Source organism: Rhizobium esperanzae, from assembly GCF_014197615.1.
Lineage (GTDB): Bacteria > Pseudomonadota > Alphaproteobacteria > Rhizobiales > Rhizobiaceae > Rhizobium > Rhizobium esperanzae_A.
The window spans coordinates 122,449-139,444 of record NZ_JACIFY010000012.1; the positions used below are offsets into that span (position 1 = coordinate 122,449).

General features: G+C 59.6%; 20 protein-coding genes. 16 read left to right on the top strand and 4 right to left on the bottom strand.

Going from position 1 to position 16,996, the window contains the following annotated elements; genetic code table 11:
- The first annotated feature begins 217 nt into the window (after positions 1–217).
- Together GGD57_RS17445 and GGD57_RS17450 are read left to right on the top strand one after the other, a co-directional pair.
- Positions 218–556 carry a helix-turn-helix domain-containing protein gene (locus tag GGD57_RS17445; protein WP_184471580.1) on the top strand — a complete coding sequence of 113 codons (339 nt, stop codon included), beginning with the start codon at positions 218–220 and terminating at the stop codon, positions 554–556.
- Entirely contained in the window at positions 546–1,826 is a 1,281-nt protein-coding gene (locus tag GGD57_RS17450; RefSeq protein WP_184471581.1) for a type II toxin-antitoxin system HipA family toxin, read from the top strand. Before GGD57_RS17445 ends, GGD57_RS17450 begins: the two co-directional genes overlap by 11 nt.
- 152 nt (positions 1,827–1,978) lie before the next feature.
- Here the strand turns inward: GGD57_RS17450 and GGD57_RS17455 are convergent, their stop codons facing one another.
- From GGD57_RS17455 to GGD57_RS17470, 4 genes are all read right to left on the bottom strand, one after another.
- Positions 1,979–2,329 carry a type II toxin-antitoxin system RelE/ParE family toxin gene (locus tag GGD57_RS17455; RefSeq protein WP_184471649.1) on the bottom strand — a complete coding sequence of 117 codons (351 nt, stop codon included), beginning with the start codon at positions 2,327–2,329 and terminating at the stop codon, positions 1,979–1,981.
- Positions 2,310–2,585 (bottom strand): type II toxin-antitoxin system ParD family antitoxin, encoded by a 276-nt coding sequence (locus tag GGD57_RS17460; RefSeq protein WP_184471582.1) that lies wholly within the window; start codon positions 2,583–2,585, stop codon positions 2,310–2,312. Before GGD57_RS17460 ends, GGD57_RS17455 begins: the two co-directional genes overlap by 20 nt.
- Positions 2,586–2,729: 144 nt before the next feature.
- Entirely contained in the window at positions 2,730–3,029 is a 300-nt protein-coding gene (locus GGD57_RS17465) for a hypothetical protein (protein ID WP_010068825.1), read from the bottom strand.
- A gap of 119 nt (positions 3,030–3,148) precedes the next feature.
- Positions 3,149–3,679, bottom strand: coding sequence for a prepilin peptidase (locus tag GGD57_RS17470; protein ID WP_184471583.1), 531 nt, complete (start codon positions 3,677–3,679; stop codon positions 3,149–3,151).
- A gap of 258 nt (positions 3,680–3,937) precedes the next feature.
- On the opposite strand from GGD57_RS17470, the gene GGD57_RS17475 reads away from it, so the two are divergent.
- The 14 genes from GGD57_RS17475 to GGD57_RS17540 all read left to right on the top strand — a co-directional run bounded on the left by GGD57_RS17475 (position 3,938) and on the right by GGD57_RS17540 (position 16,832).
- Positions 3,938–4,141 carry a Flp family type IVb pilin gene (locus GGD57_RS17475; protein WP_184471584.1) on the top strand — a complete coding sequence of 68 codons (204 nt, stop codon included), beginning with the start codon at positions 3,938–3,940 and terminating at the stop codon, positions 4,139–4,141.
- 97 nt (positions 4,142–4,238) lie between these two features.
- A complete protein-coding gene (cpaB, locus tag GGD57_RS17480; protein WP_184471585.1) occupies positions 4,239–5,156 on the top strand; it encodes a Flp pilus assembly protein CpaB in 918 nt (305 codons plus the stop codon).
- 58 nt (positions 5,157–5,214) lie between these two features.
- Positions 5,215–6,705, top strand: a complete 1,491-nt coding sequence (locus GGD57_RS17485; protein WP_184471586.1) for a type II and III secretion system protein family protein — start codon at positions 5,215–5,217, stop codon at positions 6,703–6,705.
- Complete coding sequence (locus tag GGD57_RS17490; protein WP_071092733.1) at positions 6,689–6,994, top strand: hypothetical protein; 306 nt, start codon at positions 6,689–6,691, stop codon at positions 6,992–6,994. The genes GGD57_RS17485 and GGD57_RS17490 overlap by 17 nt, the downstream gene beginning before the upstream one ends.
- Positions 6,995–7,086: 92 nt before the next feature.
- Positions 7,087–8,691: a TadE/TadG family type IV pilus assembly protein gene (locus GGD57_RS17495; protein ID WP_184471587.1), complete on the top strand. Its 1,605-nt coding sequence runs from the start codon at positions 7,087–7,089 to the stop codon at positions 8,689–8,691.
- Positions 8,688–9,167, top strand: coding sequence for a TadE/TadG family type IV pilus assembly protein (locus GGD57_RS17500; protein WP_184471588.1), 480 nt, complete (start codon positions 8,688–8,690; stop codon positions 9,165–9,167). Before GGD57_RS17495 ends, GGD57_RS17500 begins: the two co-directional genes overlap by 4 nt.
- The gene (locus GGD57_RS17505; RefSeq protein ID WP_184471589.1) at positions 9,161–9,784 is read left to right on the top strand and encodes a TadE/TadG family type IV pilus assembly protein; all 624 of its coding nucleotides are present in this window, start codon (positions 9,161–9,163) and stop codon (positions 9,782–9,784) included. Before GGD57_RS17500 ends, GGD57_RS17505 begins: the two co-directional genes overlap by 7 nt.
- A 29-nt stretch (positions 9,785–9,813) precedes the next feature.
- Positions 9,814–10,956: a pilus assembly protein gene (locus GGD57_RS17510; protein WP_184471590.1), complete on the top strand. Its 1,143-nt coding sequence runs from the start codon at positions 9,814–9,816 to the stop codon at positions 10,954–10,956.
- A complete protein-coding gene (locus GGD57_RS17515; RefSeq protein WP_184471591.1) occupies positions 10,953–11,525 on the top strand; it encodes a L,D-transpeptidase in 573 nt (190 codons plus the stop codon). Before GGD57_RS17510 ends, GGD57_RS17515 begins: the two co-directional genes overlap by 4 nt.
- A 16-nt stretch (positions 11,526–11,541) precedes the next feature.
- Entirely contained in the window at positions 11,542–12,987 is a 1,446-nt protein-coding gene (locus GGD57_RS17520; RefSeq protein WP_184471592.1) for a CpaF family protein, read from the top strand.
- Positions 12,984–13,937, top strand: a complete 954-nt coding sequence (locus tag GGD57_RS17525) for a type II secretion system F family protein (protein ID WP_184471593.1) — start codon at positions 12,984–12,986, stop codon at positions 13,935–13,937. Before GGD57_RS17520 ends, GGD57_RS17525 begins: the two co-directional genes overlap by 4 nt.
- 7 nt (positions 13,938–13,944) lie before the next feature.
- Entirely contained in the window at positions 13,945–14,889 is a 945-nt protein-coding gene (locus GGD57_RS17530) for a type II secretion system F family protein (protein ID WP_064841562.1), read from the top strand.
- A 15-nt stretch (positions 14,890–14,904) separates the two neighbouring features.
- Positions 14,905–16,209, top strand: coding sequence for an AAA family ATPase (locus GGD57_RS17535; RefSeq protein WP_184471594.1), 1,305 nt, complete (start codon positions 14,905–14,907; stop codon positions 16,207–16,209).
- A 62-nt stretch (positions 16,210–16,271) separates the two neighbouring features.
- Positions 16,272–16,832 (top strand): hypothetical protein, encoded by a 561-nt coding sequence (locus tag GGD57_RS17540; RefSeq protein WP_184471595.1) that lies wholly within the window; start codon positions 16,272–16,274, stop codon positions 16,830–16,832.
- Positions 16,833–16,996 lie beyond the last annotated feature (164 nt).

The window sequence follows — 16,996 nt, forward strand, 5'->3', positions numbered from 1 at the left end:
CCGCGGGGTTTTTGCGTGGGTGTGCGGCCTGAGGACGAATGTTTGGCCAGTAGGTTCGGTGGGCGCAAGGGAGGACTAGGACATGTGATCCATTAATAGATCATAAGTGGTCGTAACGCTCTGTTTATGATTTTCACATTGAGGACAACTCACTAAATTCTGTATTATTAATGAGGCATGATGTACTTATAAGCGCCATTAATGGGGCTCGTTTTGAATGGTCAAACCGCAGACACGGAGTTATTCACGTTACAGCCGAGACGCTGCCAGGCTCCTGGGCCAGTCAATCCGCCTCGCCCGTATCGAGCGGAGGCTGACAATTGACGAACTGGCAGAGCGCGCCGGCCTTTCGCGTGGTCTTGTCCAACGGATCGAGCGCGGCGACATGGGCTGCGCGATCGGAGCAGCGTTCGAGGCTGCGGCCATCGTCGGCATCCGGTTGTTCGACGCAGATCAATCCACCATGACGGCAAAAATCACGTCGAATGATCAAATACTGACCTTGCTGCCGCAGTCGGTGCGCAATCCAGCAAAGGCGGTGAAAGATGACTTCTGAAAAGACCCTGGAGGAGGTCTATGTCTGGATCTGGCTTCCAGGCGAGACACGGCCGGTCGTCGCAGGCTTGCTTTCACGCGCCGGCAAGACATTTGTGTTCAACTACGGCCGCAGCTACCTCGATCGTGACAACGCCATTGCCGTCTACGAGCCGGAACTCCCTCTTAAGGCCGGGATACTGCCGCTGCCGACGGGCCTTTCTATGCCCAGCAGCCTCCGCGACGCGGGACCCGACGCTTGGGGTCGGCGGGTCATCATCAACCGCAAATTCGGGTACAAGGGCAGCGAGATCGATCTCGGCCAGCTCGACGAACTGACCTATTTGATCGAATCTGGCTCGGATCGCGTCGGCGCTTTGGATTTCCAGCGATCGGCGGCGGTTTATGAGCCGCGCCAAGGTCGAGCAGCCTCTCTTGATGAGCTTATGACCGCTGCTGAGCGGGTTGAAGCTGGCCTCCCGATCACGCCCGAACTCGACCAAGCGCTCTTTCACGGCAGCTCGCTCGGAGGGGCTCGGCCGAAAGCGATGATAGAAGAGGCGGATGTCAAATATATCGCCAAGTTCTCCTCGCGCACCGACGTCTTCAACGTCGTCAAGGGAGAGTTTGTCGCCATGCGGCTGGCTGCTGCGGTGGGGCTTCATGTCGCTCCTGTCCATCTTGTCGGTGCGGCCGGAAAAGATGTCCTCCTCATCGAGCGGTTCGACCGCGAACGGGTGAAGCAAGGCTGGCGGCGTCGGGCGGTGGTTTCCGCGCTCACACTGTTCGGTCTCGATGAGTTGATGGCTCGCTATGCGAGCTATCAGGAACTGGCTGAGATCATCCGGTATCGCTTCGAGGCGCCGCGGGCGACGTTGCATGAGCTGTTCGGCCGTCTTGTCTTCAACATTCTTTCTGGCAACACCGATGACCACGCCAGAAATCATTCGGCTTTCTGGAATGGAACCACTCTTTCGTTGACGCCTGCCTACGATATCTGCCCGCAAGGCAGGGCGGGAAATGAAGCAGGGCAGGCGATGCTCATCACCAGCGAAAACCGTCAGAGCCGACTTGCCGTGTGCATTGCCGCCGCAAGACAGTTCCATCTTGATGAACAAGAGGCCGTCGCCATCATCGAGCGACAGATTGATATACTTCAGGCGCGGTGGGCGGCGACATGCGATGAAGCTGGGTTGAGCACGGTCGATAGAAATCTCATGTGGCGCCGGCAGTTTCTCAATCCATTCGCTTTTGAGGGCGCTCCTGAAAAATTGGCAGGGATGGTTGCGTGAAGAAGGCGGTTTCGATGGTCGGCGAGCAAGGCACCGAAGATCTGGACGACAAGCGGACCTGCAAGAGCCCCGCGGTGTGGCAACGACCGCGGGGTTTTTGCGAGAAGAACTTATCACGGACGTAAGCCGCCGCGCGGACGCATAAAGCGACCTTATTCGGACAGCATACGTGCAAGCATATGTCTGATATGGTCCTGCGCACCGTAAAAAATGGCAGCAATAATGATCCTGCGACTGCTTTCTACCGGCAGGAACCAGATCGCCGTCCTATCCCGCCGCAGAAACCGGATTCCAGGGCAAATGTCGGCTCGCAATGTCCCGATGTAAGGCGTATCGACAAGACGATCAACTTCGACGTGCAATTTACGGATTCGTTCAGCTGTACGCTCCAAAGTCTCGTCGGGCGAGTCTCCGAGTTCGACATAGGAGTCGAAGAGATGATCGAAAATCAACTCGAAATCCCGTTCGACATCCTCGGAATATTCAAGGGTCCACACGAACAGCTCGCCGTTTCCGCTCGATCATCGTCTCGACGCGGCTTTCCATTTCCGTCGTGGAAATCATCGTGTCCTTCAAACGCCGCTGGACCAATTCTCGAAGTGCTGCCGTTTCGACGGCCTCGGTTTCCGTCTTTTGGCGGAGGAGTTCCAAGCCCTGCTGAAGAACGGAACTCATGCTGGAATAGCGCCCGCTCTCCACCAGCGAACGGGCAAACGCGTCCTGCTGATCGGTCAGTGAGATCGACGATTTGACACTCATCGGCCTATCTCCATCGGGCGAATTTGCTACTCAGTAGCACATCGATCAATAGGACGGAACCCCTCCCTCTATTCCTCAAAGGCGACGGCCATTGGCTGTGGTGCTGTGTTGATTTGGATACCAAGGCTGCCAGGGCGCGGCTTCCTAAATCCCCGACCCATCGAGCTGCTGGGCGTCGTCGCCTTCCCAGGGGGAGGGCATCGAGGTGCGATTGGCGGAGGGCATCGGCATCCAGCACTTCAGCTCCGGCTCGGCATATTCGATGATGTGACCGGGCGAGGAATCGGAGGCGCGCCAGCCTTCTGCGCCGAACTGATCGCCATGCGACCAATAGGCGAGGTCGACTTCCGCCGGCCCCTGTTCGGACGCGCGGATCGTCACCAGGATCCGGCTGCCGTCTTTCGGAGCGCTTGCCATCTGGCGCCAGCGGTCTTGGTCGTCCATCGTCTTTCCTCCTGCCTCGCTGCAGGCGAGTGTCGCCTCGCCATCGAAAACGGTCAACTCAAACTTTGACGACCGATCCGATGCAGCGCGTTGTCGCTGACGACGATTGTCGATGCCGGTCACCGCAGCTGCTGTCGGATCATGGGCAAAGCCAGGGTGAGGAGCACGGCGAAAACCATGACGACGCCATAAGGCACTTTCCGGCTCGCCCGGATTTCCGCGATGCGCATGAAAAAAGCGAGATGTGCGACGGGCAACGGCACCGGCAGCCGCAGGGCGAGCAGCGTCACGATGCCGAGGACGAGGAGGAAAAACGAAAACGGCAGCATTCCGTGCCATCCGACAAAAAGGCCGATCGGCAGGAAAAGCTTGGCGTCTCCTGCGCCGAACAGCCGGAGTGCCCAGAGCACCACTCCAAGCATGAACATCAGCAGGCCGGCCCCGACGTCGCCGCCAATTCCGCTCGAAGCAAACAGCGCAGCGCCGACATCTTCGGAGCTGAGAATCACAGCCACGGCGCGCAATACGTAGAGTGTTACGAGAGCAAGAACGACCGTGTTGGGGATCTTCCATGTGCGGAAATCTGTCCAGGCGGCGTAGAGAAAAAGTAATACTGAAAGTGAATTAATAACGAAGACCATTTTCAGCATAGAGTGCAACCTCTTTTGGCTATTTAACCTACTTTACGTTTAGTTTCATTCATTATCTACGACGATTGCTGGTATTTACTGCGAACTCTTCGGACTTTGGTCTTAACCATAAAAGTATAGATGTATATCGTCCATGTATAAAACATTTGACTAATTTAGACTTAACAGATTATTAATACAACCAGTCGAAGGGGCGGTCTCGACGACAGCGCGGCCGGGGGAAATACGGCGCACAACTTACCTGGGAGGTAATTCTCGATGAAAGCATTTGTAAACTGCGTACGCGCTTTCGCGCGGGAAGAAGACGGCGTCGCACTTACCGAATACCTCATTCTGCTTGCCTTGCTGGTCGGCGGCGTGATCGGGGCGGTGACATTGGCCGGCACCAATCTGGCCACCGTTTGGAACGGCTGGGCAACCTGGTTTACGACCAACCTGACGGCCCCAGCCGCAGCAGGCTGATATCGGTGTACGAAGAAGCGAGGGGTTTGTTAACCCCTCTCTTCTAAATTAGAAGCAATGAATGGATGCGTTCCGTCCAGTGTAGCGAGTAACTGCGATGCGTTCTTCAACGATTTTAAGTCTCGTTATTGCGTTTGTCCTCGCAGCAGCAGCAGTTTTCGGCATGCGCGAGTATCTCTCCGATCAGAAGGCCCGGCTCCTGGCGATGAGCGGTGTGAAGGCCGAGGAGCGGACACTTGTTGTCGCCGCCAAACCGATGCGCTTCGGCGACCGGATCCGGCCCGAAAATCTCAAGGCCATCCCATGGCCCTCCAATGAAACACCCGCAGGCTCATTCGTCAGCATCGAGACAGTGGTCGGCAGCGATGCCCAGCCGCGTTATGCGATGGCGGCGATCGATCCGGGCGAGCCGGTACTCTCCTCGAAAATCACCGGCGCCGGCGAACGTGCCACGCTGTCGGCGGCCCTCGACCAGGGCATGAAGGCCGTTTCCATCCGTGTCAACGACGTGCTCGGCGTTGCCGGCTTCGTCAGGCCTTCCGACCGTGTCGATGTGCTTCTGACGCGGGTCGTGCGCGGGCCGGCCGGCAACGATCAGACCTTCGTCGACGTGCTGCTGCAAGGCGTCAAGGTGCTGGCGGTGGACCAGACGGCAGACGAGCGCAAGGACGAACCATCCGTCGTCAAAACCGTGACCTTCGAGGTCACGACCGATGAGGCCCAGCGCCTTACCCTCGGCTCCAGCATCGGCACGCTCTCGCTGGCGCTTCGCAATATTGCCTCGGCCTCCGTCGAGCAGACCCGGCCGATCACCGTCGCCGACCTCGGTGGCGGGGCGATGGCGACGGAGCTCGGCAACGATTTGGAAAAGAATAAGTTGCCAGAACCTGAAAAACAAGTGCAGATTGTAGAACAAAAGGTCGAACCGGTGTTGCCGGTTGAGCCGAAATGGGTGACGGTGGGGGTCTGGAACACGACGAAGCGCGAGGAGCACCGAGTCGGCCTGGTCCAGTGATGTTGTTTAGCCGGCATGCCGCAGATGCGGCCAGCCGAACGAGGGGGCTAAAGCAGGCATGGCGAATGGCAAGAGAAGAATCGCAAGGACGAAAAGCCTTGCGGCACTGGCGGCAGTATTTTCGGCCTGTGTGTGTTTAGGGCCTGGATTTGCAGGCTGCGCCAACGCACAGGAAAAATCGGTCACCTTAGGCAAATCGGTCCAGCGCGTGACCTTGCCTCCGAATGCGACGCTGACGCTCAATACCGGCCAGGCCTTCGGCGATCTCGTCATCGGCAGCGCCGATATGATCGACGTGGTGCCGCTTTCCGACAAGTCGCTGTTCATCCGCGGCAAGAAGATCGGCGCCACCAATATCTCGGTCTATGGCGACGACAAGTCGCTTCTCGGCGTCATCGATGTCCGCGTTGCCAGTGATTTCAGCGAAGTCGCCGCCGCCATTCGTTCTGCTGCGCCCTCGGCCCGGGTTATCGTGGCCAATTCCAGCGACCGCATTCGCCTGACAGGCATAGTCCGTGACGGCGTCGAATTGCAGCGGGTGATGGACATCGCCCAGTCCTATTCCGACCAGCCGGTGCTGAATCAGTTGCGCGTCAGCGACAGTCAACAGGTGATGCTGGAGGTCCGTGTCATCGAAGCCTCGCGCCAGACGGGTCGTGACCTGGGGATCGGTTGGTCCGGGTACGGCAATAACAACCGCATCGGCAAGGCAACGACCAGCCAGGGTATCACCGTGGACGATAGCGGCAACCTGGTCCGTACCCTCGTCGACCCCAAGGGTGCGGCAACGGGGGCGCTGCCCTTCGGTCAGTTGATCGCAAAGGTTCTGGAAATCTCGGGCGGCCACATCGACGTGGTCATCAACGCGCTCGAGCAGAAGGGATTGGTGCGTCGCCTGGCGCAGCCGAACCTCATTGCCATGAGCGGCTCGACCGCCAGCTTCCATGCCGGCGGCGAAGTGCCGATCCTGAAGACGACGAACAACGGCACGACAGTCGCCACCGAGACGGACTATCGCCCCTTCGGTGTGCGGCTGACCTTCAAGCCGGTGGTTCTCGATGATGGGCTCATCAATCTGGAGATCGAGCCTGAGGTTTCCGAGCTTGATCCGTCGATCAATGTCAACGGCAATCCGGGTTTCATCTCGCGCGCGGCCAGTACCACGGTCGCACTTCGCGACGGCCAGAGCTTTGCCTTGGCCGGCCTGCTGCAGTCGATCAATGCCAAGGACATCCAGCAATTGCCGGGTCTCGGGAAGATACCGATCCTCGGCGCACTGTTCCGTTCGACGAGTTTCCAGAAGAAGGAATCCGACCTGGTGATCGTCGTCACCCCGCACATCGTGCGTCCGGCCCGCCCGGGGGAGGACCTCTACAGTCCGCTCGATCAGACGCGGTCGTCCAACGATGTCGAGCTTTTTGCGCTCGGCGTCCTGGAAGTCGACAAGGACATGCTCCGGCGCTTTCGCAACGGCGAAGGTGTGACCGGGCCTTATGGCCATCGTCTCGACCTGAACCAGGGAGGCCAGGTTGTTGCTACAAAACGCTAAGCGCGTCCTTCTCGTCCTTGCAGCCGCCGGCCTGGTTTCCGGCTGCGCCGACTACATGAACCATCGCGACACGATCACCTTCGGGGCCGGGAACGCCATGGAAGCAAACAAGGCCATCCATACCGAGGATCCGTTCCCGCCGGAAGCCCAGCGAACCCATATCGCAAGCGACGGCAAGGTGGTCCGCAGGGTGATGACTGAGTACCAGAACGGCGGGGTGGGGGTCATCGAGCCGTCGCCGGTCATGGGGGCTAATGGGGCGACCAACGGGGCGACCGTCAGCCAGTAGCTATTTGCAAGGCATGAACGGCGGCAGCGCGCCGGAAGGGAAAATGCACGAAACGGGGTCGTCACGGCGAAAGCCGTGATGGGGGTAGGCTAATGCTGAGCAGGGTTGTCAGACGATTCTGGAATGATCATCGTGGTTATGTCATCGCCTTGACGCTCATCGCCATGCCCATGCTTCTCGGCTTTTCGCTGCTGGTCATCGATGTCGGCCGCAGCAGCAACCTGCATACCGATCTCCAGAACGCGGTCGATGCGATGGCGCTGGCCGGAGCCCGCGAACTCGATGGCCGCGACGATGCCATTACGAGGGCGCAGACCGCGATCGAGAAAATCGCCAACAGCGCGGCTTTTTCCGGGGGCGGGGCCGGCATGTCGCTCGGCTCGCACATCAGCGTCACCTATAAGGCCGGAAACGACGCCGCCAGCACGGTCACCGTATTTTTTCTGAAGAACATCCCGGCCAACGACGATACGTCGATCCCGGCTTCGATGAAAACGACGGTGGCCAGCGAAGCGTCCTACGCCTGGGTCATCGCCAAGCCGCAGGCGATGCAGACGATCTTTCCGGTCCCGGTCGGCTTCACTCGCAGCACGATCAACATCGCTGCCGATGCCGTGGCGGTATACCACGCCAGCGCCTGCGACGTGACGCCGATCTTTATCTGCAATCCGTTCGAGCCGGCAGGGAACACCAGCGAAAGCGCCGGCGACGTCGCGGCTGCGGCCCTGCACACCAATTTTGCCGCCGGCAATCTCTATGGGCGACAGATCGAGCTTCACAGCACCTCGGCGTCCAATCCCGGTCCCGGCAATTTCGGGTTCCTCCGGACCCCCCTTGGCAACGGTGCATCCGTGCTGGCCGAGGCTCTTGCCACCGGCAATCCCGGCACCTGCTACACCCAGGACAACCTCGATACGGAGACCGGCGCAAAGGCGGGACCGGTCGAGGACGGCGTGAATACGCGCTTCGGCTTTTACTCCTCGTCATTCAACAAGGTGAACGGCAATTATCGTTACCGACCGGCGCAAAACATACGCTCCGCCCAGACAATCACCGGCAAGGGAAAGAAGGGCTGCGATACCTACAATCCGGTCATGGTCGGGGCCGTTGTCGGCGATGCCACCAAGGCCTTGCCGCTCGGCTACGGAGCGTCCATGACCTCGCTTTCCGGCGGCAAGATCAGCAGCGGCAACAATTGGCAGTATACGACCTATTGGAATGTCGCGCAGGGAACGGCCGCACCCTCGACGAGCACTGTTCTCAGCAACTATTCCAGCTATCCCGCGCAGGCGACTGGAGCGCCGAACCAGCCCTCCGCTTACGATGTTTATCGTTACGAGCTTGCAAGCGCGGCTCGCATCAGCCATGCCTCGGCCAATGGTGAAACCGGAACACCGGCAACCGGCGGCCAATGTTATACCGGCCCGGATCTTTCGAACTATACGGCGGCCGAATATGGGGATCGCCGCGAGATCTTTTCAGCCATTGTCAATTGCGGCTACGAAGCCTCGGTCGGCCATCTGAACGGTCACAAGGCCACGCGCGCCGTAGCCTTCGCGCGCATGTTCCTGACCAAACCGGCGATAAAGGATTCGGGCGAACGATACCTTTCCCTGGAGATGATCGACATATCAGGCAAGGGCGGTCGCGGGACGCTGGACGAATTCCTCCGGGAAGAGGCGGAGCTGGTCAGATGATGGCGCTGCGCAACTTTATCCGGCATCGGCTTTCCCCAGGCTTCCGGCAGCGGGAGGAAGGCGCGGTGCTTGCCGAGGCGCTGCTCGCGATCCCCTTCGTGACGCTCTTTGCGGCTGGAATCCTGGAGTTCGGCAGTATCTTCTGGGAGCGTATGCAGATCGACGCAGGCTTGCGCGATGCGGGGCGTTACCTCTCGCGATGCCGGCCGCTGTCGGGAACCTATGTGCCGACCTGTAATCAGGCGACTGCGAAGACGATCGCCTTTTACGGCACGCAAACGCCTGCGGCAGGCGCCACACCCCGCGTCCCCGGCTGGACCAACCCTGCCGACATCACCATCACCGCACCCGATGCGGATGGGAATATCACCATTTCCACCGCCCATCTCTACCGGAGCTCGCCGGTGTTCGGCTTTCTCGGAATCAGCGCCATCACCATCAGTTCCTTCCATGAAGAGAGGTACATCGGATGGTGATATCAAGGGCAATCAAGGCATTCTGGCAGGATAGCAGCGGTGTCAGCCTCGTCGAAGCATTGCTGACCTTTCCGATCGTCATGCTGGTGTTCGCCGCCTTCATCGAGTTCGGCTATGCCATGTCGCAGTGGAACCAGACGGTCAAGGCGCTGCAATATGGTGCTCGCCTGGCGGCGGTATCCGATCCGTTGACGACGAATTTCAATGCCGTTTTCCCAACCGACGCTGCCGATCCGCTCAACAACGGCAAAGCGGCGCCGAACGATGCCACGATATCCTCGACCTGCGGACCGGCTCGCGCGAACTGCACGGCGGCATTGAACCGGATTGTGCTCGGAAGCGACGGCGTCTGCAACGCGGGAACCGATCCTCACCCCGGCATTTGCGACCTCAACTGGCGCATCACCCCGGATAAGCTGATGGTCACCTATCAGCGATCGGGGCTCGGCTATTGGGGGCGGCCGGACGGGCCTGTGCTGACCATGCGGCTGGAGGTGCGCAACATCACCTTCGATCTGCCGGTCCTTGGCGGTCTGTTGGGACTGAACGACGTCACCATCCCGGCTCATCCTGTGACGATTACGACGGAAGATCTGAAGACGTGCTCCACCTGCTGACTCCTTAATTTACGCGTAGGAAAGCGAAAATGACAGCGCACATGAACATTGCCGCATCTACCAAGATCCTGGTCCTTTCCGACGACGCGGCTGCAGCGAGCTTCATGCTCGATACGTTCGGGTCGCTGTCGCGTTACGATGTCCGCCATCTCGCGCTGAAGGCGCTCGCCGAAAAGGGCCGGTTCGATCCGGCGCAGTTCGACCTGATCGTGCTCGACGTCGACAATGGGAAATTGCTGCAGCAGCCGGAGCTTTTCACGTTTCGCACCAGCTATCGGGACATTCCGCTGGTCGTCGTTTCCGAAGACCTGCCTGATGATATGATGCGGCTGCTCTTTCGCCTGAACGGCAAAGACTGGCTGAAGAAGCCGCTCGAGCGCCGCGCACTGATCGACATGATCTCGACCCATGCACCAGGCACCGGGGCGAGCGACAGTCGGGTGCATGCCGTGGTCTCGGCCGTCGGCGGTGCGGGCGCCAGCGTGATCGCCTCATCGCTTGCGCATGTGCTGGCCCAGCCGACCAAGAATTACACGCCGCGTATCGACTTGTTCGACACGGATTTCTGCTCCGGAACGCTTGGCTATTACCTCAACCTCGTCAACGACTACGACTTGAAACCGGTCATCGCCAATCCGTCCCGGGTCGATCTGGAATTCATCGATCTGGTCAGAAAGCGGCATTCGGGCGGCTTTTCGCTGCTGTCCTTCAAGCAGCCATCCGTCCTTCTGGCGCCGAAGGGCCGTGAACTCGTGCTGCGCATGCTCGACGTCGCCGCCTTCGAGAGCGACCACACGATCATCGACGTTCCCTATTATGACACGCCGTGGAAATACGAGGTGCTCACGTCGGTCAACAGCGTCTGCATCGTCACCGAGATGACGGTGCCCGCGCTTTCTCAAGCCAAGGATCTGTTTGCCAATCTGGTGCGGCTGCGGGGCAGTGCGGATCAGATAGTCATCGTCATCAACAAATACCGCTCCAAGCTTTTCGGCCTCGGCCTGCGCCGGCAACAAACGGAAAAGATATTCAAGGAGATCCCGACGCATGTCATTGGGGATGACTGGGAGACGTTGAGCGAGGCGGTCAATCGCGGCGTGCTGCCATTTCAGGTGAATTCCCGGGCGCGCTTCTGCGGCGCGGTCGGCAAACTCGGAGCGCTGGTGCGATGAGGGCGATCGACAGTGGGCGTATAAGATCCCGCGCCGCCGGTGCCGGCCTTGCCGTTCTGGCAATTCTGGCCGCTGCCGGAAATGCCGCGGCAGCCGGGCTTGTGCCACGCAGCCTCGGGCCGACGACAAGTGCGGTGGTGACGATCGAAAAAAGCTACCCGGCCGGGACAATCGTCATCGTCAGTAGCAACCGCACGCTGGATCTCGTCATCTCCGAAGGACGCGCTATTCGGTACAAAATCGGCGTCGGACGAGACGGGTTTCGCTGGAGCGGCACCGTCAAGGTCGGGCGCAAAGCAGAGTGGCCCGACTGGCGCCCGCCTGCCGAGATGAAGGCGCGCGCGGCCGGACTTCCGGATCTGGTGCCCGCCGGGCCGCTCAATCCTTTGGGTGCTCGCGGGATCTATCTCTACAAGGGCGGGGCCGACACGCTCTACCGCATTCATGGAACGAACGAGCAGTCGACGGTCGGCGGTTTCGCCTCATCGGGCTGTTTTCGCATGAGCAATGCCGACGTCATCGATCTCTATGAGAGGGTGAAGGTCGGTTCCACGGTCATTGTAAAATAGTTCAGGGGTGGGACGCATGGCGAGCGGTATCATGGGGCGTTTCTACAGGCAGGAGCCGGAAAAGCGGGAACATCCGGAGGCGGCCGAACTGTCTTTGATCGGCGCGGCTCAGGCCATGCCCGCCCAGCCGGCCTCTGAGGGGGCCACGGCGAGTGAGGAAGAGGTTTCGCTCGGGCCGGACATGGTTTCCGAGCGGGTCAATCTGCACCGTTACCTGCTCGATCGCATCAATCTCGGGATCCTCGACACACTCGACAACGAGGAGATCGCCACCGAGATCCGGCCATTGGTCAAGGATTATATCCGGACCAACAATTTTCCGCTGAATGCCAAGGAAATCAATGATCTGATCCGCGATATCACCGACGAGATGCTGGGGCTCGGACCGATCGAGCCGCTGCTGGCCGACGATACGATCGCGGATATTCTCATCAACGGCTACAACAGCGTCTATGTCGAGCGGAGCGGCAAGCTCGAGAGCACCGCCGTGCGCTTCAAGGACGAGGACCATCTGCTTCGGGTGATCAACAAGATCGTCTCGGCGGTCGGCCGCCGGGTCGACGAGTCGACGCCGATGGTCGACGCCCGCCTCAAGGATGGCTCGCGTGTCAACGTCGCCATCCGGCCGATCTCGGTCGATGGACCACTCGTTTCCATCCGCAAATTCACGCGCAAGCCGCTGACGATGGAGCGCCTCGTGCAATATGGCGCCATGGCCGATGCGATGCGCATCCTTCTCAGCGCCGCGGTCAAGGGCAAGGTGTCGATGGTCATTTCGGGCGGCACCGGTTCCGGCAAGACCACGCTTCTCAACGCGCTTTCGTCGCAGATTTCTCCGAAGGAGCGCCTGATCACCATCGAGGATGCGGCCGAGCTTCAACTGCAGCAGCCGCATGTCGGGCGTTTGGAGACCCGGCCGCCGACGCTCGACGGACGCAACGAGATCCGGCAACGCGAACTTTTGAAAAACGCCCTGCGCATGCGTCCCGACCGCATCATCGTCGGCGAAGTCCGCGGCGACGAAGCCTTCGACATGCTGCAGGCGATGAATACCGGTCACGAGGGGTCGATGACGACCATTCACGCCAATACGCCGCGCGACGCCGTCGGCCGGCTTGAGCAGATGGTCGGCATGGCCGGGATGCCGATGTCGCAGGTCAGCATTCGCTCGCAGATCTCGTCGGCCATCACCATGATCGTGCAGGTCCAGCGCCTGAGTGACGGCACCCGCAAAGTTGTCTCGATTTCCGAGATCACCGGCATGGAAGGTGAAGTCGTGCAGATGCAGGAGATTATGAAATTCAAGAAAATCGGTACCGATGAAGGCGGGCGGATCCATGGAGAATTCCGCGCCACCGGCATCCGGCCGCGCTTCGTCGAGGAATTTGCCGAACTCGGGATCGAGATCCCCGTGACGATTTTCGATCCCGGCAAACCGCTGCAGACGGGACCTGTTCAATGACCCTGCTTTTCCTTTACGCGGCCGTCTTCACCGCCGCCCTGATTGCCGTTGAAGCGATACTGCGCGGCTACTTCAAGACATCCGAACGCCATCGCGCCGTGAACCATCGGCTGAGCTTGCTCGAGGTCAGCGATGATCATCGCAAGACCTATAGCGATATGCTGAAGGAACGCGGCGCTGCAACCAGTTGGCGGCAAACCCCGGTGATGCAGCGGCTGCTGCGGTTCTACGCCCAGTCGGGGATCAAGTTCGATGCCAGGCGATTTGCTCTCTTCGCGATCGCGGGCGCACTTCTGACGTGGCTGGTCGTTCAGTTCCTCGTGCCGAGCACGCTGTTCAGGATCCCTGTCTTTCTCCTCGTCGGCCTCCTCGTCCCTGCCCTCGTCGTCTGGCGTGCCCGGGCACGCCGCATGAGGAAATTCGAACAGAAGCTTCCCGAAGCGCTCGATGTCGCCAATCGCAGCCTGGCCGCCGGCCATCCGCTGCCGGCGGCGATTTCTCTGGTGGCGCGCGAGATGCCCGATCCGATCGGCACCGAGTTCGGTCTGCTCTCGGATGAACTCACCTACGGCGTGACGCTGGACGATGCGCTGGTCAATCTGGCGGACCGGGTCGGCGTCGAGGATCTGAACCTGCTTGCGATATCGCTGAGCGTCCAGGCGGGCACCGGCGGAAACCTCGTGGAGATCCTGCAGAACCTTTCGAAGACGCTGCGAGACCGGTCGATGCTGAAGGCAAAGGTCAAGGCGATTTCCTCGGAAGGACGCATCACGGCGATCTTCATGTCGATGTATCCGTTTCTGCTCTACGCGATGATCAAGGCGTTGTCGCCGACCTACTTCGATCCCGTCTGGGAGAGCGGCCACGGAGCCGCCGTGGTGACCGTCCTGCTGGCCGTCATGGCGATCGGGAATGTCATTCTCTACAAGATGGTCAACTTCGAGTACTGAGGCGGTCATGTCGAGTGAGTATGGAATTTATCTCATCGTCTTCTTCGCAGTGCTGATCTTTACTGCGGCCGCCTCGGAATTGTTTTTTCGCCAGCGCGAGGTCTCGGTTCGGGTGTCGAAAAGCTCGGCGACAGCCCGCGAGGAGTTCCACCTTGGCGATACGACGATCGCCGATCTCGGCGAGGCGGAAAACCGCCTGATCCGTCGCTATTTCGAGATTACCCGACGTGACACCAATGTGAACTCCACCCAGAACCGGCTGATCCGGGCGGGCTATTTTGCCGCCGGCGCCGTGACCACCTTCCAGGTGGTTCGCGCCGCGGTCTGCATCGGCGTGATGGTCTCGGTGGTCTGGGCTCTCAATTGGGTCGTGCCTGATATGTCAGGGGTGGCGACATTGATCGCTGCCATGTTTGCCGCGGGCTCCACCTTTATTCTGGTCAACATCTATATCGACCGGCGCGGCGCTGCCAAGGAGAGGGAGTACCGCCGCCTCTTTCCCGATTTCATGGATATGCTGATCGTCTGCCTCGATGCGGGCATGAGCATCGAGGCGGCGGCGAACCGTGTTGCCCGGGAATTCGTCGACAAGCGGCAGGATTTCGGCCTGCATCTGTCGATCATGATGCTGGAAGTGCGCGGCGGCCGGCGATTGCGCGAGGCGCTCGCCAACCTGGCTATCCGCCTGAGGATTGACGAAGCCCGGGCCCTTTCCGTTCTGTTTCGTCAATCGGAGGAGCTCGGGACCAGCGTAACGCAGACGCTGCGGGTCTACTGCAAGGAAATGCGCGACATCCGTATCGTTCGCGCGGAGGAAAAGGCAAACGCCCTGCCGGTCAAAATGCTGCTGCCGCTCGGCGCTTTCCTTTTTCCGGTCAGCCTTATCATCGTTCTTGTTCCCGTCGTTATGCGCGTCGTCAGTCTTCTTATCAGCATGAAACCCGGCGGTTGAGCCAAGCGAGGTCGTATGCAGTATCCGCTCGAACAGAACCGAAACGACGCCATCATTTCCCTCGATCCGCGCATGCCGATGGCGCCGGCAAGCATGGAACAAGCCGGACTGGATCCGTCTTTCCTGCTTCGGCTGGCGGCCAAATGCGCGGCCGAGCAGGATACGACCACGGCCTCTCATCTGGCTGAGCGCATGAAATTGCCGAAAGTGATCGCCAATATCCTGATCAAGGAATTGGTGAAGCTCGCATATCTCGAGGCGCGCGGCCTGGCTGGCGAGGATGTGAGATCCGATATTCGATATGCGCTTTCCATGAAGGGGCTTGAATATGCCCATACGGCGTCGCGTCAATGCCAATATGTCGGGCCGGCGCCGGTGTCGCTGGACGCTTTCTGCCGGCAAGTCGGTCTGCAGTCCATCCACGACGAGCGCGTGACCCCGGAGCGGCTGACCGACAGCCTTGCCGGGCTGGTGCTCTCGCATACCCTGGTCGAAAAGCTCGGCCCCGCCATCAATTCCGGCCGCTCCATCCTGCTTTACGGCCCACCCGGAAACGGAAAGACCAGCATCGCCGAGCGGACGTCGCAACTGTTTTGCCAAACGATCTGGGTGCCTTACGCCATCGAGGTCGGCGGCCATGTCATCAGTTTCTATGACGAGGCTGTGCATCAGCCCATATCGGAGGCTGGTACGGAATCCCATCCGAAGGCCGATCAGCGATGGATCGAATGCCGCCGTCCGGTGATCAAGACGGGCGGGGAATTGACCCTCGATCAGCTTGATCTCACCTTCAACGGCGGACCGAATGTCTATGAAGCGCCGATCCATTTGAAGGCATCCGGCGGCGTTTTCATCATCGACGACTTCGGCCGCCAGCAAGTGGCGCCGCAGGCGCTGATCAATCGCTGGATCGTGCCGCTCGAGCGCGGATATGACTTCCTGACACTGCACACCGGCAAGAAGTTCAAGGTTCCCTTTGACGAGTTGGTGGTATTTTCGACGAATATCGCCCCGAAGGACCTTTCCGACGAGGCCGGCTTGCGGCGTCTGAAATACAAGATCTTCGTGAACACGCCGTCGCGCGACGAATATATCAGGATCTTCAAATCCTATGCCAGCGGCAACGGATTGGTTGTCTGCGATCCAGACCTGAACCTGTTCTACGATCGCAAGTATAACGGCGATATGCCGGCCTCTTGCTATCATCCGAAATATCTTTTGGATTTCGTCGGTTCTTACTGCGATTTCAACGGAATAGCTAAAAACGCATCGCTCGACATGCTCGAACGGGCATGGGAAGGTGTGTTTACATCGGAATGATTTGCGGGCCTGGCGCCAATCACGGCCAAGGCAGATTGAATGACTTACGGGGGAGTAAACGAATGACCAGCATTCCGAGCATCGAGGTCGAAGCAGAACGCCCAAAACCAGGCAATGTGCGAACCGTAGAACAGAAAGGCTCAAAAAGCCCGCTGCTCGTCGGTTTGCTCCTGATGCTCCTGCCTGTGAATGCCGGCGTTCTCATCTATACCGCCAAAAACTCGGCGGATGTTCGTGAGAGCCGCGAGACCATCGCCGCACTGAAAAGGTCCATCGACGGCCTGAGAGGACAGATGGAAAAGCAGTCGGGCAAGATCGACGACAATGCCAAGGCCGACGACGTCGCAGTGATTCGCCAGCAGATGGATGAGCTGCAAAAGGCTGTGGTGAACGAACGGCGTGATGACACAAGCAATCTTCGGATGGGTTCGGCTTTGGTCCTGAGCGCGCCCGGCAAGGAACCCGCACAATTTTTCGCACCCCGTGCCGCGTCGGTGGAAACTCAAATGCCGGACAGCAGTCTTGCGTCGATCGCAGCCGGCGGCATTGCCGTCAACGACCTGCCGCGTTACGAACGAACCCTCTCGCCGGAAGGCCAGCTCATCCTTCGGAAGGCACGGTAACAACGACGTCACCCCCAAAGCACGTCGCATCAGACGTGCTTCATGTGACGGACCTTGGGTCTTTATTTTTACACGATATCCCTGCCGCAAAACCGCTGCGCAATTTTGCGCGACACATGCTTGAAAGCAATCGCTGGACGCTGCCAAGGGAGCGCCGCGCCGAT

Excerpts from the sequence above, each read along its gene's own strand:
- GGD57_RS17445 (WP_184471580.1), top strand. The coding sequence starts at position 218 with ATGGTCAAACCGCAGACACGGAGTTATTCACGTTACAGCCGAGACGCT.
- GGD57_RS17450 (WP_184471581.1), top strand. The coding sequence starts at position 546 with ATGACTTCTGAAAAGACCCTGGAGGAGGTCTATGTCTGGATCTGGCTT.
- GGD57_RS17460 (WP_184471582.1), bottom strand. The coding sequence starts at position 2,585 with ATGAGTGTCAAATCGTCGATCTCACTGACCGATCAGCAGGACGCGTTT.
- GGD57_RS17465 (WP_010068825.1), bottom strand. The coding sequence starts at position 3,029 with ATGGACGACCAAGACCGCTGGCGCCAGATGGCAAGCGCTCCGAAAGAC.
- GGD57_RS17470 (WP_184471583.1), bottom strand. The coding sequence starts at position 3,679 with ATGCTGAAAATGGTCTTCGTTATTAATTCACTTTCAGTATTACTTTTT.
- GGD57_RS17475 (WP_184471584.1), top strand. The coding sequence starts at position 3,938 with ATGAAAGCATTTGTAAACTGCGTACGCGCTTTCGCGCGGGAAGAAGAC.
- cpaB (WP_184471585.1), top strand. The coding sequence starts at position 4,239 with ATGCGTTCTTCAACGATTTTAAGTCTCGTTATTGCGTTTGTCCTCGCA.
- GGD57_RS17485 (WP_184471586.1), top strand. The coding sequence starts at position 5,215 with ATGGCGAATGGCAAGAGAAGAATCGCAAGGACGAAAAGCCTTGCGGCA.
- GGD57_RS17495 (WP_184471587.1), top strand. The coding sequence starts at position 7,087 with ATGCTGAGCAGGGTTGTCAGACGATTCTGGAATGATCATCGTGGTTAT.
- GGD57_RS17500 (WP_184471588.1), top strand. The coding sequence starts at position 8,688 with ATGATGGCGCTGCGCAACTTTATCCGGCATCGGCTTTCCCCAGGCTTC.
- GGD57_RS17505 (WP_184471589.1), top strand. The coding sequence starts at position 9,161 with ATGGTGATATCAAGGGCAATCAAGGCATTCTGGCAGGATAGCAGCGGT.
- GGD57_RS17510 (WP_184471590.1), top strand. The coding sequence starts at position 9,814 with ATGACAGCGCACATGAACATTGCCGCATCTACCAAGATCCTGGTCCTT.
- GGD57_RS17515 (WP_184471591.1), top strand. The coding sequence starts at position 10,953 with ATGAGGGCGATCGACAGTGGGCGTATAAGATCCCGCGCCGCCGGTGCC.
- GGD57_RS17520 (WP_184471592.1), top strand. The coding sequence starts at position 11,542 with ATGGCGAGCGGTATCATGGGGCGTTTCTACAGGCAGGAGCCGGAAAAG.
- GGD57_RS17525 (WP_184471593.1), top strand. The coding sequence starts at position 12,984 with ATGACCCTGCTTTTCCTTTACGCGGCCGTCTTCACCGCCGCCCTGATT.
- GGD57_RS17530 (WP_064841562.1), top strand. The coding sequence starts at position 13,945 with ATGTCGAGTGAGTATGGAATTTATCTCATCGTCTTCTTCGCAGTGCTG.
- GGD57_RS17535 (WP_184471594.1), top strand. The coding sequence starts at position 14,905 with ATGCAGTATCCGCTCGAACAGAACCGAAACGACGCCATCATTTCCCTC.
- GGD57_RS17540 (WP_184471595.1), top strand. The coding sequence starts at position 16,272 with ATGACCAGCATTCCGAGCATCGAGGTCGAAGCAGAACGCCCAAAACCA.